Annotated in this window: 11 protein-coding genes and 1 pseudogene; 1 reads left to right on the top strand and 11 read right to left on the bottom strand. The window is 66.8% G+C overall.

Annotated elements, in window-relative coordinates:
* The 4 genes and pseudogenes from VF631_RS06460 to VF631_RS06475 form a co-directional block, all read right to left on the bottom strand.
* Positions 1 to 192 (bottom strand): annotated as a pseudogene (locus VF631_RS06460) (type II secretion system protein GspF); the annotation flags it as partial.
* Positions 185 to 1,693: a type II secretion system ATPase GspE gene (gene gspE / locus VF631_RS06465; protein ID WP_431849506.1), complete on the bottom strand. Its 1,509-nt coding sequence runs from the start codon at positions 1,691 to 1,693 to the stop codon at positions 185 to 187. The pseudogene VF631_RS06460 and the gene gspE, both read right to left, overlap by 8 nt.
* A 5-nt stretch (positions 1,694 to 1,698) precedes the next feature.
* Positions 1,699 to 3,867: a type II secretion system secretin GspD gene (gene gspD, locus VF631_RS06470; RefSeq protein WP_431849459.1), complete on the bottom strand. Its 2,169-nt coding sequence runs from the start codon at positions 3,865 to 3,867 to the stop codon at positions 1,699 to 1,701.
* Positions 3,864 to 4,700, bottom strand: coding sequence for a type II secretion system protein N (locus VF631_RS06475; protein WP_431849460.1), 837 nt, complete (start codon positions 4,698 to 4,700; stop codon positions 3,864 to 3,866). The genes gspD and VF631_RS06475 overlap by 4 nt, the downstream gene beginning before the upstream one ends.
* 194 nt (positions 4,701 to 4,894) lie before the next feature.
* On the opposite strand from VF631_RS06475, the gene VF631_RS06480 reads away from it, so the two are divergent.
* Positions 4,895 to 5,515 (top strand): prolyl hydroxylase family protein, encoded by a 621-nt coding sequence (locus VF631_RS06480; protein WP_431849461.1) that lies wholly within the window; start codon positions 4,895 to 4,897, stop codon positions 5,513 to 5,515.
* 3 nt (positions 5,516 to 5,518) lie between these two features.
* On the opposite strand, the gene VF631_RS06485 is transcribed toward VF631_RS06480, so the two are convergent.
* The 7 genes from VF631_RS06485 to VF631_RS06515 form a co-directional block, all read right to left on the bottom strand.
* On the bottom strand, positions 5,519 to 8,269 hold the full coding sequence (locus tag VF631_RS06485; RefSeq protein WP_431849462.1) for a TonB-dependent receptor domain-containing protein: 2,751 nt from the start codon (positions 8,267 to 8,269) through the stop codon (positions 5,519 to 5,521).
* A gap of 64 nt (positions 8,270 to 8,333) precedes the next feature.
* A complete protein-coding gene (locus VF631_RS06490) occupies positions 8,334 to 9,914 on the bottom strand; it encodes a hypothetical protein (RefSeq protein WP_431849463.1) in 1,581 nt (526 codons plus the stop codon).
* 189 nt (positions 9,915 to 10,103) lie between these two features.
* The gene (locus VF631_RS06495) at positions 10,104 to 10,928 is read right to left on the bottom strand and encodes a hypothetical protein (protein ID WP_431849464.1); all 825 of its coding nucleotides are present in this window, start codon (positions 10,926 to 10,928) and stop codon (positions 10,104 to 10,106) included.
* A 21-nt stretch (positions 10,929 to 10,949) separates the two neighbouring features.
* On the bottom strand, positions 10,950 to 11,747 hold the full coding sequence (locus tag VF631_RS06500; RefSeq protein WP_431849465.1) for a prepilin peptidase: 798 nt from the start codon (positions 11,745 to 11,747) through the stop codon (positions 10,950 to 10,952).
* Positions 11,748 to 11,797: 50 nt separating this feature from the next.
* Entirely contained in the window at positions 11,798 to 12,181 is a 384-nt protein-coding gene (locus VF631_RS06505; RefSeq protein WP_431849466.1) for a hypothetical protein, read from the bottom strand.
* Between the two features lie 106 nt (positions 12,182 to 12,287).
* Positions 12,288 to 13,133 carry an HpcH/HpaI aldolase/citrate lyase family protein gene (locus VF631_RS06510; protein WP_431849467.1) on the bottom strand — a complete coding sequence of 282 codons (846 nt, stop codon included), beginning with the start codon at positions 13,131 to 13,133 and terminating at the stop codon, positions 12,288 to 12,290.
* The gene (locus VF631_RS06515; protein WP_431849468.1) at positions 13,130 to 13,585 is read right to left on the bottom strand and encodes a MaoC family dehydratase; all 456 of its coding nucleotides are present in this window, start codon (positions 13,583 to 13,585) and stop codon (positions 13,130 to 13,132) included. Before VF631_RS06515 ends, VF631_RS06510 begins: the two co-directional genes overlap by 4 nt.
* Positions 13,586 to 13,595 lie beyond the last annotated feature (10 nt).

Genomic DNA, 13,595 nt, shown 5'->3' on the forward strand with positions numbered 1-13,595 from the left:
GAGCTTCTTTCGAAACAGCGCGCCGCCCGACATGAGCGGCGCGGCGGCCGCGCCGGTCGCGCGCTCGACGCGCACGACGTAGAGCTTGCGGGCGCTGAGCGTTGCGCGGGCATCCTCGATGCTGGGCGCGCGCACGGATCCGCGCCGTTCGCGACCGGCCGTATCCAGCGCCAGATAGTCGAAGTCAGACATTCTCGGTTTCGCGGCGGGAGATTCTGATGGCTTCCTCGGCGGTCGTCACTCCTTCGCGCACCAGGTCCCGGGCCGCCTCGCCGAGATTGGGCGAGGAGCGAAAGGCGTGCGCCGCGATCGCGGCTTCGTCGCCGCCCGCGTTGATCAGGCGGCGGATCGTGTCGTCGATCCGCACCGCTTCGAACGCACCGATCCGGCCGCGATAGCCGCTGCCCTTGCACTCGGCACAGCCTCTCGCCTCGTAGATGATGGCGCCGCTCTGGATCCCGAGCAGGTCCGCGGCCGAGCCCGTTAGTTCCACCGGCTGCCGGCAGGTCGGGCAAAGCCGGCGCACCAGCCGCTGCGCGATCACCGCGCGAACCGTGGAGGCGAGCAGGAAGGGCTCGATCTTCATGTCGCGCAGCCGCGTGATCGCGCCGACAGCATCGTTGGTGTGCACGGTGGAAAGGACGAGGTGGCCGGTCAGCGAGGCCTGGACGGCGATGTCGGCGGTCTCGCGGTCGCGGATCTCGCCGACCATGACCACGTCCGGATCCTGGCGCAGGATCGCGCGCAGGCCCGTGGCGAAACTCAGCCCGACCTTGTCGTTGACCTGGGTCTGGCCGACACCATCGACCGCATATTCGACCGGGTCCTCCACCGTCAGGATGTTGCGCGTGCTGTCGTTCAGGACGCGCAATCCCGCGTACAGCGAAGTTGTCTTTCCCGAGCCTGTTGGACCCGTGACCAGCACGATCCCATTCGGTTCCGCCAGCGCGGCGCGGTAGGTGGCCTCGATCGCCGGCGGCATCCCGAGATGATCGAGGTCGAGGCCGGCATTCTCCTTGTCGAGGATACGCAGCACGACCCGCTCGCCCGCCCGGCTCGGCAGGGTAGAGACGCGTACGTCGAGCAGCTTGCCGCCGAGCGTCAGGCCAATGCGCCCGTCCTGCGGCACGCGCCGCTCCGCGATGTCGAGCCGGGCCATCACCTTGATGCGCGAGACTACCACGGGCGCGACGTGCGGCGGCATGCGCAACGTCTCGCGCAACACGCCATCGAGGCGCATGCGGATGACGAGGCCCGTCTCATAAGGCTCGATGTGGATGTCGGAGCTGCCCTGCCGGGCGGCATCGGCGATGATGCCGTTGATGAGGCGGATGGCGGGCGCGTCGTCGGCGCTGTCGAGCAGGTCGTCGGCGGTCGGCAGGTCGGCGGCGAGGCTCATCAGCTCGTCGCCGAGGCCAAGCGAGCCCGCCGCGTCGGCCGCCGCCTGGCCGTCGAGCGCATAGCGTTCGGAGAGGATGCGATCGAACCGCTCGGGCGGCGAATATTGGATCTCGAACGAGCGCGCGAGGAAGCGCCGCACCTCGATCAAGGCGCGCGGATCGCCGCCCTCGCGCATCGCGACCTGGAGCCGTCCATCCTCTTCGCCGAGCAAGGCTACGCCGAAGCGCTTGGCGAAGCCGTACGGGATGTTGACCAGCGGCGAGGCTGCTGTCTCGACCGGCGCACCCCGCATGTCCGTCACGGCTTGGTCCCGGGCACGGCCGACGGAACTGGCGCGATCACCTGGTCGCCGGGGAACCTGACGCTGGAAGGCGGCCCTGGCGGGGTCGCGCCCATATACTCGCGGACGAGTTCGTCCAGGCTCGGCTCCTCGTTCGGGTTCTGCAGATATTGCCGGTCGCGGATATAGCCGTAGCGGCGGCTGCTCATCGCCCGCGCGTCCGCCGCCGTTCGCAATATCGTCGGGCGAATGAACACCATCAGGTTGGTCTTCTCGCGCGACCGACCCTTGGAGCGGAACAGATTGCCTATCGCAGGAAGGTCCCCAAGGAAGGGGATCTTCTCGATCGTGCGCCGCTCATTGTCGTTGAGCAGGCCGCCAATGCCGATGATGTCGCCATTGTCGACCACGATCGAGGTCTCGATCTCGCGCTTGTTCAAGATGAGATCGGCGGAATTGCGCCCGCCGACCGTGCCCGCGACCGAGCTCACCTCCTGGCGGATTTCCAGCTTCACCGTGTCACCGGCGTTGATCTGAGGCACGACCTCCAGACTGATGCCGACATTCTGGCGCTGGACGGTGCGGAACGTGTTCTCGAAATTGTCCCCGAGCGCTTCGCCGGACGTGACCGGGACTTCCTGCCCGGCCAGGAAGCGCGCCGGCTGATTGTCGATCACTGTGACGGAGGGCGTCGCCAGAAGGTTCGACTTGTTGTCCGACTGAACCGCGTTGACAATCGCGCCGAGGATCGCGTTGCCGGCGCGAAAGCCGACCCCAAGCAGACCGGTCCGCGCGCCCAATATCTCCTGCGCGGCCGCTTCCTGCAGCGCGTCGGCAATGGGCGAGCTGTTGGTGGTGGTGACGACCTGACCGTTCACCGTGGTGGTGTTGGTCCGCAGCTCCTCGGCCGCGATCGCGCCGGCAATGGTTGCGATGTTGGGCGACGCGTTCGAGTAGTTGGTCAGCGCAAACGGAACTGCGCTCCCGCCCGTTCCTGCCAGCAGCAGCTGCACACCGAGCTGCTTGGCGGCCGTGTCCGATATCTCGACGATGATCGCCTCGACCAGCACCTGCGGGCGACGCGTGTCGAGCTGGCGGATGACCTCGCCCAACTGGCGCTGCACGTCGGCGGGCGCAGCGATCACGATCGCGTTCGCGCCCTCGAACCGGGTCACGATGGCGGGCTTCGTGCCGAAGATGCTCTGCCCGGTCGCCCCGCCCCCGCTCCCGGCGACGGGCGCGTTAGTGGGTGTGATGGTTCCCGTGCTGGTATTGCCGCCGCCGAAAGTGCTCCGTGCGTTGGTGCTGGTCGAGCTTCGGGTCAGCTGCCGCGTCTGGTTGCTGACCGGCGTCGGTGTCTGTCCCAGCAATTGCTGCAACACCGGCAGCAGCTGCTCGGCATCGGCATGTTCGAGGAAGATGACGCGAAGCTCGGTCCCGTTCGCAGCCCTCCGATCCAGATCGCGGGCAACCTGCGCCAGCCGCGCCACCGTCGCCGCGTCGCCGCGCAGGGCGATAGAATTGGCGCTGTCGACCGGCACCACCGAGACGCCGCCCCGGCCATTTTGCGCCCCGCTCTGGCCGAGCGCATTCAGCGCCTCCGCGATTTCGCGCGCGCCGGCGTTCCGCAGCTCGACCACGTCGGTGGCTGCGGTGTCGCGATCGATACTGGAGATGATCTGCCGCACCCGCGCGACATTGTCCGCGAAATCGGCGACGACGATGGAGTTGCGGCTGCCGGTCACGGAGCCCTCGCGACTGACGAGCGGCCGCACCGCCTCGATCGCTTGTGACGCGTCGATGTTGCGCAGGCGAATGATCTCGGTGACGAAGCTGCTTGGGGACGCCGCGCGCCGGTTCACGCGGCCGCCGGAGGTCGCCGCGGTCGCGACCGGCTGGATGCGCAACGCGCCACCTGGCGCCGGCACTGCGACCAGGCCGTTGGCCCGCAAAGTGGAAAGGAACACCTCGAAATATTCTGAGCGCGACAGCGGCCGCTGGGTGACCACGGACACCCTGCCCTGCACCCCCTGGTCGATGATGAAGGTGCGGCCCGTTACCCGCGCCGCATCCTCGATGAACGCGCGGATATCGGCCTCGCGCAGGTTCAGCACATATTGCGAAACAGCCGGCGTCAGCGGTGCTGCCGCGGCTGCCAGTGCCAGAGCAACAAACAAGCGCTTCACTGCGGCGTCCTCAATCGAATCGGAACGGTGCGTCCGCCGCGCTCCACTTCGACGATGGTATCGACGCCCTTCAACTGCGCGCCGAGTTCTAGCATTGATCTGGCCTCTTGCTGCGAACGGACCGGCTGCCCACTCACCCGCGTAATGATGTCGCCCGGCTGCATTCCAGCCGCGCGCAGGGTTTCCCCACCGTTCGGAGGCGGGTTCGGCGAGCTTGTCGTTGACAGGGCGGGCGGCGGCGGGGGCGGAGCAACCACGACCGGCAAGGGCGGCGGCGGCGAAATCGTCGTGCTGGTCGACATGGGCGTGCCGAGCGGCGTTGTCACACCGGGGCCAACCGTCGTGGCCGGCGGCGACTGATCCAGGAACAGCTGCTCAGTCGCGCCTGCGCGCGACACGGTGACGCTGTCGAAGCTGACGGCTGTCAAGGTCACCCCCGGCATGATCTCCTCGCCGACCAGGAAGCTGCGCTGCTGGCCCTCGCCGACGCCGATTATGGCCGAGCCCCGGCCGGAAGCGCGATCTTCACGCACTCCAAACAGCTTGAGATTGAGCGAGGTCACGACTGCAGGGGCTGCGGCGGTGCTGGCGCCCGCGCGGAAGAAGGGATCGAAGCTGCCGAGCAACGCGGAAGCGCTCGGCTGCGCAGGCCGCAGCGCCGCTTCGGTCTTCCAGTCCCCCACCGGGCCGAGCGGCGTCACCAGCGTCCACACCAGCCGGGCGCATTGCATCGCGAGCAGCGAAAGCAGGATCAGCTCCAGCACGGAGAAAATTGTGGTCCGAGGCAATCGCCGCAGCAGGCGGCGCGCCCGCGGGTCCAAGGCTAATCTCATCCGATACTCCCACCCCGCTCGGCCCAAGACCCCGTCTGTCACAAAGAACCGAAATGTTACAACGGCGTGACTGGTTAAGCTCCCCTGTCGGGTGCAACCTAGAGCCTTTGCATCGGAGAGTCATCCGGCCTCTTGATCGCCAACCGTACCGGCGGAGCTTGGCTTGGTCGCGCACAGGCTAGTAGACTTGCGCCATGCAGACCGCCGAACTCCTCGCCTCCCGGCCCGCAGTGCAGAAGGTGCCGAGCCCCAAGCTCGATCTCTTCATCCGCCGCGGCTTCCTCACGCCCGACGAGTGCGCGCCGATCATCGCCATGATCGACCGTCAGCGCCGCCCTTCCACGATCGCCGACGACATGGGCGACCCCACCTTCCGCACCAGCGAGACCTGCGACCTCAGCGTCGACGCGCCTGAAGTTGTGGCTCTCAACGCCAGGATCGCCGAGCTCACCGGGCTCGATCCAGCTCACGGCGAGCCGATCCAGGGCCAACGCTACGCCGTCGGGCAGGAGTTCAAGCCGCATACCGACTATTTCGAGACGGGCGGGCTGGATTATGCCGCGATGACCCGCGTCGCCGGCCAGCGCACCTGGACGGTGATGATCTACCTCAACGAGCCCGAAGCCGGAGGGGCGACCCGCTTCAAGACGATCGGCAAGACCATCCAGCCCGAAACCGGCAAGCTGCTCGCCTGGAACAATTTGCGTGCCGATGGCCGCCCGAACGTCAACACCCTCCATCACGGCATGAAGGTGCGGGCGGGCACCAAATATGTCGTCACCAAGTGGTTCCGCGAGAAGCCCTGGGGCTGGTGAGTCTTACAGGTTGAATGAGATTCCCAGGCTGAACGTTGCGCCCAGATCGTAGCGGTTGATGTCGATCCGGCGGTCTTCGAACTTCTGGAACTCTTCGTAATCCTGGCGGAGCAGGTTGCGCGCTTCGAAGCGGATTTCGGCGTTGGCGCCGAACAGCTCGACCGCCTCGCGCGCGACGAAGTCGAGCCGGAAGCCTGGCTTCTCGATGATGTCCGGCTGGCGCGCCGAACCCTGGATTGGTCCGCGGTTGGTGACGCGCTCGCTGGCATAGGTGATCAGGATCGTCGCCTGGCTGATCCGGTCGGTATCCTCGATGCCGATCTGGAGATTGGCGAGATGGTCGGACTGGCCGGTCAGCGGAGCGCCGTCCTGGAACAGCAGGTTGGCGGGCAGCGGCTGAAGGTTCGGCCCGACGATCGCCGAATCGTCCACCTTCAGCTCGGACTTCGTATAGGTGTAATTGCCGATCAGCAGCAGGCGCCGCGTGCCGAAGGAGTCGCCAAGCCCCTCCAGCGGCAGATAGTATTGCAGCTCGACCTCGGCGCCATAGAGATTGGCCGAAGGCGCGTTCGCAAAGCCGGTGCGCAGCTGGCCGCCGCCGGCGAAGAAGGCCGCGGCCTCGATCGGCTTGTCGATCTTCTTGTAAAAGCCGGACAAGGAGAAGCGCTGGCCGCGCGCGAAATACCATTCGTAGCGCGCTTCGGCGTTGAAGAGCTCGCTATCCTGCAGGAACGGATTGCCGGTGAACTCGCGGTCGGACTCGAAATCCTGGAAGATCTGCGGCGCGAGTTCACGGAATTGCGGCCGCGCGATCGTCTTGGACGCGTGGGCGCGAAGCTGCATGTTCTCCGCGAAATTCCAGGTCAGGGTCGCGGCCGGCACGAAGTAGTCGTTCTCGATCAAGCTCGCACTGGTGCCCGCGCCGATCGGCTGCACCCTTTGCACCCCGTCCTCGTAGCGCACACCGAACTGGCCGCGCAGCCCGGTCTCGCCGAAGTCGATCTCGGCCTGGGCGTAGCCCGCGTGGACGCGAAGGTCGGCTTCATAAGCCGCCGCGCCCTCGGCACCGGAGACGTCGCGCAGCTGGATATTGTAAGTGTAGACGTTGAAATCGGAGAGGAGGAAGTCGGGCCGTTCCTGCGCCACGCTGATCGGCAGCGCGCCTTCCGGGCGGAAGTACTGGAATTGGTAACGCGACGAGGTCCGATCCGTCTTGTTGTAGGCATAGCCGGCGGAGATCGTGGTCGGGAAAGCGCCCTGGAACCGGTAGGCGAAGTCAATGCCGCCGGCATAGACGTTCTCGCTCAGATCGTTGAACGCGACGTTGGCGGACTGGCCGATCGAGGACAGGTTGTTGATGTAATCGTCGACATCCGAGCTGGTCTTGGTGCTGGGGTTGCCGTCGCCCAGATAAGTGTAGCTGAGATCCCGCTCGTAAGGGGATTCGCGCTCCGACTTGGCGTAAGTGCCGCGAAGATCGATGCTGAGATCGTCGAACTTGAACTCGCCGACCAGCTGCGTGTCGATCAGCTGCCGTTCGAAGAAATAGGTGTTCTGCTCGATCACCGAAGGCGGCAGATTCGGGTCCTGATCCTGGACGCTGCGATTGAAGCCGGAGGCGAGCCGCGCCTGCTTCAGGGTGTCGCGGATGTACAGGTTGGTCCAGCGGATCTCGTGATCGCCGAACTCGACGCCGAGGCCGAGCAGCCCGTTCACCACCACGCGATTGTCGGTGATCACCGTGTTGAAGCTGGTCTGCGGCGTACCGGCAAGCTCCGGGTCGAGCGAGGTCTGCTGGATCGCGTCGCGCGTGCGCCAGTTGCTGCTGTAGCCGGCAGCAGCGATCACGCCGACACGTCCGCCACCGATTTCCCAGGTGTAGCCGCCGCTGACGTCGGCCGAGAAGTTGGCCGGGATATCGCCGTTGCGCTGGACGATCGTGGTCTCGGAATTACGCAGCGAGGCGGCGAAATCGCGGCGCTGGGCGGCCGTGGTCTGAGCGAACGTCCCGCTCGTGACCGCGTCACGCAGGCCGCTCGGAAAGTCGCGGGTGCCGTCGTCGAAGCCAAGGAAATCCAGGTCGCTGCCGAAATAGGTGTAGCCCAGCCGCCCGGTCGTGTCGGTGTCGACCTGGCCCGAGACGCCGAAGCTGAAGAAGGGCTCGCGCGGGATGGAGACGGAGGTGAGGTTGATGACGCCGCCGCCGAACTCGCCGGGATAGTTGACCGAATAGCTCTTCTGCACGACCGCGCTGGCGATCACGCTGGTCGGGAAGATGTCGAGGGGGACCACGCGGCGGAGCGGCTCAGGGCTCGGCAAGGGCGAGCCGTTGAGCAGGGCCGACGAGTAACGATCCCCAAGACCGCGCACGAACACGAAGCCGTTGCCGACGACGCTGAGGCCGGTCACGCGCTGCAGTGCGCCGGCGACGTCGCCTTCGCCGGTGCGGGCGATATCCTCGGCGGAGAGAACCGAAATCACCTCCGGGGTCGACCGGATCGCGTTCGGGATGTTGCGCCCGACGACGACAATCTCCTGGTCGCTGTCGCCAGCATCGGCTCCGGGAGCCGAGACCTGAATCTCTTCCTGCGGATCATCCGCCTGATCGGCGGTCGGCTGGTCCGGAGTAGCGGTCTGGGCAGGCGTGGTGTTGCTGCCCGCCCCTTGCGTCGCTCCCGACTGGGCAAGAGCGGCCGGCGCCACGAGGGCCGAACTCAGGAGCAGCAGGCTGCCGAACGAGATGTGTCTGGTCATTAGGTCCCCCGGGGGCTTGTCGCGTGGGCGGCGCCGGTCGAGCGCCGCCCCGTTCGCAGGAGGATCAGGAGGTGGCGGGCAGCGCGGTGCAGCTGCCGCTCTGGCTGCCGAAGTTCACGTAAGCTGCATTGCAGGTCCAGCCGGAGAAGTTGGTGTCCTGCGCGTTGCGGACCGCGCCGATGAAGTTGACCGCTTCGAGCCGGTTCGGGGCGGCCGTGTTGGGCTGGCCCGTGCCGGCGAACTGATCCGCGTTGAACGTGGTCGGATCGGTCGCGGTGACCGCCGTCTCGTTGGCGCCGTTCACGAACACGCTGGTGAGCGAGATCGTGAAGGCGGAGTTGTTGTTGTTGCTGCCGGATCCGAAGATGGTCGCGATCGCTTCGGGAGTGACATTGTTGTCGCTGCGGAAGGCGGTGGGACAGGCAAGTACGACCGAGCGGAAGATCGGCGGGCCAAGGTCCTGCAGGTTGGCGTCGGCGGCGCGCGTCGTGGTGCCGCCGGTCTCGTCGATGTCGATGCAGGCGGAGGGGCCGGTGACGATGCTGTTGATCAGCGCATAATCCGTGCCGCCGCGCAGCAGGATCGCGTTGCCGCCCTGAACGGTCGAGCGTTGCACCAGAGTGGCGTTCGAAACGCGCGTATATTGCCGCGGAAGCGCATCCTCGTTGCCGTTCGAATCGGCCTCGATCATCGAATCGCCGTTATTCTGGTCGCGCTGGACTGCGATCATGAACTGGGTGGTTCCGCGATAGCCGAGGTCCGTATCGAACGCGTCGTCGTCCGGCCCGGTGATGGCGAGATACTTCGTGTTCACGCGGCCGCCGAAAATCTCGATGCCGTCGTCGGAGCTGTTGTGGACCTGGACGTGGTCGATCGTGGTGAGCTGGCCGACGCCGCCCATGGAGAGGCCCTGCAGCTCGTTGCCGGGCGCGATCACCACGCCCGAATAGCGGATTTGGACGAAGCGCAGGCTGCCCGAATTATCGTTCGGCTGATTGCCGCCATAGAGCGATGCGGTCGTGCCCTCGATCACCTGCTGGCACTGGACCGATCCGCCCGGCACCTGCGCGTTGCAGTCGGAGATCGGCGCGCGGCCAAGCAGGATGATCCCGCCCCACAGGCCCTGGCTCGAGTCGGTCACCGTCCCGGCGAGCTGGTCGTCGGCGGTGAAGATGATCGGCTGGCTGGCCGACCCGACCGCGTTCAGGCGCGAGCCGCGATTGACGGCCAGGTAGCTGGTGCCGTCGGTGGCCACGAACACCGTGCCGGGCTGGATGGTGAGCGTGACCGACTGGCCGCCCGCCGCCGCGCCATCGCCGCCGACATCCGTGCCGACATTGACGGGTCCTGCGATCTGGTAAACCGCGCCGGGCAGGTTCTGGATCGTCGTATCCTGGGTGAAGCGCGCCGGCAGCTCGAACACGCGCCGGTTCCCGATCACGCCGCGATCCACCATACCGGCCGGAGTCTGGCCGGTGAACGGTCCGCCCGTTGGTGGGGGGGGAGTCGGCGTCGGTGCGGGCGCGCTCGGCGCCGGAGCCGGAACCACGATCACCCCCTCGCCCGGCGAGGCGATGTCGTCGGCCCCGCAGGCGGCGAGCGGAATCAAAGTGCTGGCGAGAAAAAGCATGCGCAGTGTCGACATCGATGACCCCTTTGGGAGAAGGACAGGCGTGACGATCAAGGCCCCGCACTTCCTGCGAGTCCCTTGTCGATGTCGTCAGCTAGGGACGTTCTGTGATGCTATTGTTACAGACGACCGAAGCCGCGTGGATGTTGCCTTGGCGCTACTACGCGAAAGAGTCTCGGAACTGAAACCGGACTGTCACAATGCTTACCTGAGCTGTTGCGGAACGAAGGACAGCTTCAGCTTCCGCCCGCCGCGGATCACATCCAGGTCCATCCGCTGCGAGCTCGACATTTGCGAGGAGAGTTCGAGAAGCCGTTCCTCATCGAGCTCGCTGCCATTGACGCGGGCGATGACGTCGCCCGCCTGCAGCCCCGCCTGTCCGAGTCGCGCCAGGCCCGCACCGGGCCTGACCACGTAGCCGCTGGTTCTGCCGCCTGTTCTTACCGGTTCCAGGCCAAGGCGCAGGTCCATGGTCTCGGCCCGCTCGGCGATCGCCGCGGGTGGAGCGGCGGTGGGAAGCGAGGTGGACGCGGTGGAGACCGGGGTCGCTCCTGGACGGTTCAGGTCGAGTCGCACTTCGCCTCCGCCCGAGCTTGCGATCGCATAGGTCGGGCCGACGCTCTTCAGCATCATCCCCGGCGCGATCTCCCGCCCGACCCGGATGAGGCGTTGCGTTCCGGCCTGGTATTGTATCAAGGCCGCGCCGCCGCTCGGTCCGCCTCCGGACACGCCTTGCAAGCTCAAGCCCGCGCCCGAACCGCCCGCGGCTGCGGGTGCGGTGACCACCGGAAGCGGCGGGGGCGGCGTAACCGAGATGGGCTGCACGGGCGGCGGGGCGATCGCGGCTGGCGGCGGCGGAGCGTCGGCCAGTAAGACCGGATCATCTTCCCCGCCGCCGCGCAGGAAGAAGAGCCAGACCAGGAACGAAGTCAGCACCAGCCCGCCGACCAGGAGGAAGAGGCGCTCGCGAGGCGTGAACGCGGCAAGCCTGTCGCGCAAGATGACGGTCCTGACTGCCGGCGCGTTCATGTCGCCCGCGCTAGGATCGCTTCATGTCAGTTGTGTGACGGCGACGGACAGCAGCCAGAGCGGCCAGGCGGCGAGCGCCATCAGGGCGCCGAGCGCAAGCCGGTCCGTCGCCTTGACCTCCCCACCGCGCAGCCGCTTCAGCAGCACCGCCGCAAGCCCGAGCAGCCCGGCGCCGAGGAGCACGAACGGAAGCTGTTGCCAGCCAAGCCAGGCGCCAATCCCGGCCAGCAGCTTGGGATCGCCACCGCCCATTCCTTCCCGCCTGCGAAGCAGTCGATAGCCGAGCGCGACCCCGGCCAATACGAAAAATCCCACCGCCGCCCCGACCGCCCGCTCCTGCCAATCGGCCCCGATGCCAGCGACGGCGACGGCGAGGCCGGCGGGGATCAGTGGCAGCGTCAGGCGATCCGGTAACCAATGGTGTTTCGCGTCCAGCGCGGCGACCAGCAGCAGCCACCAGCCGAACAGCGCCGCAATTCCTCCGGCCAGCCCGGAGTGCGCGAGCAGCGCGACCGCCCCGATCAGCGCCGCGGCAAGCTCCACGATGAGATGTTCCGGGGCAATGCGGGTGCCGCATGTTCGGCATCGCCCGTTCAGCACCGCCCATGAGACGGTCGGAACCAGCTCGGCTGGCGTGAGCTGGCGACCGCACCCGTCGCATGCCGAGCGGCCTCGAAGTGCCGACCGGCCTTCAGGCCAACGCAGCAGGACGGTGGCGAGAAACGATCCGACCAGGAGACCGAGCACAATGCCAAGGCCGCCGCGGACGAGCTCGCCCGCCGCTCCCGCAGACATGAACTCGATGAACGCTTGCGCCACCACCCGTCATTGCGGGGAGTGAACCAACAAAGCGAGTCCGGAACGCAGGCTCAGCGGGTGGCGCTGCGCACTGCCCCTTCATGCTTGGCGAGCGCGCGTTCTGCGACAGTTTTGGTGGAAACCCATTGCCCGTCCGCCGTCTCCACCATGAAGTGGTTCGGTGAAGCGAGCGCAAGCCGCCAGGCGGACAAAGCCATGCCAGGCCGATCCGTCTCCATATACACCTTCCCAAGGTTGATCAGTCGCGCCGGATCGCTCTGTGCGACGCGGCTCTTCTCGATCGACTCTTCCGCGGCCTGCCAGTCGCCGCGCGCGATCGCCGCGACTCCAAGCGCGCCGCGTTCATATCCGTTTTCGACGAGCTGCGCCTTGGGCGCCGTCGCGCACGCGGAGAGAGTTGCTGCCGCCAAGATGAAAACAGCTGAAACACGCATGAAACTTCTCCCACCACCGGACCCGGGCATGAGAGGAGTGTTACGCTTTTATGACACGATTGCAACAATTCTGTAATATTGTCCCCTCGGACCCAGTTGAGCAGGGTTATCCGGGCGCTGCGGAAGCCAGCACCCGCCTTGCCTGAACAAGATGCGGCCGATCGATCATCCTGCCGTCCAGAGACAGCGCACCGGCTCCCGGGTTCGCGTCGAACGCCGCAACGACCGCGCAGGCATGGGCAAGCTCGGTTTCGCTCGGGCTGAAAGCGGCGTTGATCACATCGATCTGAGCGGGGTGGATCGCCATCATCCCGGTGAAGCCGTCGCGGCGGGCGCGGGCTGCGTAGGCCGCAAGCCCATCCAGATCGCGGAACGCGGGATAAACCGTCTCGATCGGCGCCACCCCCGCCGCCGCCGCGCCAAACAGGCACAGCGAGCGGGCGAGCTCATATGGCGGGGTGAAGCGCCCGTCAGGTTCGCGCGAGGTCGCGGCGCCGATCGCGGCGGGCAGGTCCTCCGCGCCCCAAGTGAGGCCCAACAGGCGCTTGGCTCCGCCATAGGTGCCGAGCTGGAACATCGCGGCCGGAGTCTCCGTTGCGATCGCCAGGATCTGCGCGGTTGCATTCCCCCGCTCGGTGAGGCGCCGAGCCAGTTCACCCACCGAAGCGCCGCCTTCGGCCTTGGGTAGCACGAGCCCCTTGGGATGCGCGCCGATGACGGCGTCCAGGTCCCGATCCGTCTCGCCGCCGTCGAGCGGATTGACCCTCACCCAGAGGTTCGCCTCCGGATGCGCCGCCACGAACGTCGCCACGTGCCGCCGCGCCTCCGGCTTCGCTGCGGGCGCAACCGCGTCTTCGAGATCCAGGATCAACGCGTCCGCACCGGATCCGAGCGCCTTTTCCATCCGGTCCGGGCGATCGCCGGGGACGAACAGGAGCGAGCGCAGCCTCACGCCGGTCGCCGCCGCTGCATCAGGGCCGTCCGTTCGCATACGCAAACCAGTTCGCCACGCTGGTTGAGCATGCGATGTTCAAAGGTGACGATGCCGGCGCCCGGGCGCGAGCGCGACTCCTTGAGCGCGATCACCTCGGTTTCGGCGCGGAGCGTGTCTCCAATGAAGACGGGCTTTGGCATGCGCACCTTGTCGTAGCCGAGGTTCGCGACCAGCGTGCCGAGCGTCGTGTCGCCGACGGACAATCCGACCATCAATGCGAAGGTGAAGGTGCCGTTGACGACGATCCGCCCAAACTCGGTCGCACTCGCATATTCGGCATCGAGGTGAAGCGGCTGAGGGTTATGGGTGAGCGTGGAGGTGAGGAGATTGTCGGTCTCCGTTACAGTGCGATGCGGCTGGTGGGCAAGCTTGTCGCCGACGGTCCATTCGTCGAAGTAGCGGCCGGGCACCTTACCCCTC

This window comes from Allosphingosinicella sp. (assembly GCF_036387615.1).
GTDB lineage: Bacteria > Pseudomonadota > Alphaproteobacteria > Sphingomonadales > Sphingomonadaceae > Allosphingosinicella.

Bases quoted from the DNA above. Each gene is read 5' to 3' on its own strand.
- gspE (WP_431849506.1), bottom strand. From the start codon at position 1,693: ATGCGGGGTGCGCCGGTCGAGACAGCAGCCTCGCCGCTGGTCAACATC.
- VF631_RS06475 (WP_431849460.1), bottom strand. From the start codon at position 4,700: ATGAGATTAGCCTTGGACCCGCGGGCGCGCCGCCTGCTGCGGCGATTG.
- VF631_RS06480 (WP_431849461.1), top strand. From the start codon at position 4,895: ATGCAGACCGCCGAACTCCTCGCCTCCCGGCCCGCAGTGCAGAAGGTG.
- VF631_RS06485 (WP_431849462.1), bottom strand. From the start codon at position 8,269: ATGACCAGACACATCTCGTTCGGCAGCCTGCTGCTCCTGAGTTCGGCC.
- VF631_RS06490 (WP_431849463.1), bottom strand. From the start codon at position 9,914: ATGTCGACACTGCGCATGCTTTTTCTCGCCAGCACTTTGATTCCGCTC.
- VF631_RS06495 (WP_431849464.1), bottom strand. From the start codon at position 10,928: ATGAACGCGCCGGCAGTCAGGACCGTCATCTTGCGCGACAGGCTTGCC.
- VF631_RS06505 (WP_431849466.1), bottom strand. From the start codon at position 12,181: ATGCGTGTTTCAGCTGTTTTCATCTTGGCGGCAGCAACTCTCTCCGCG.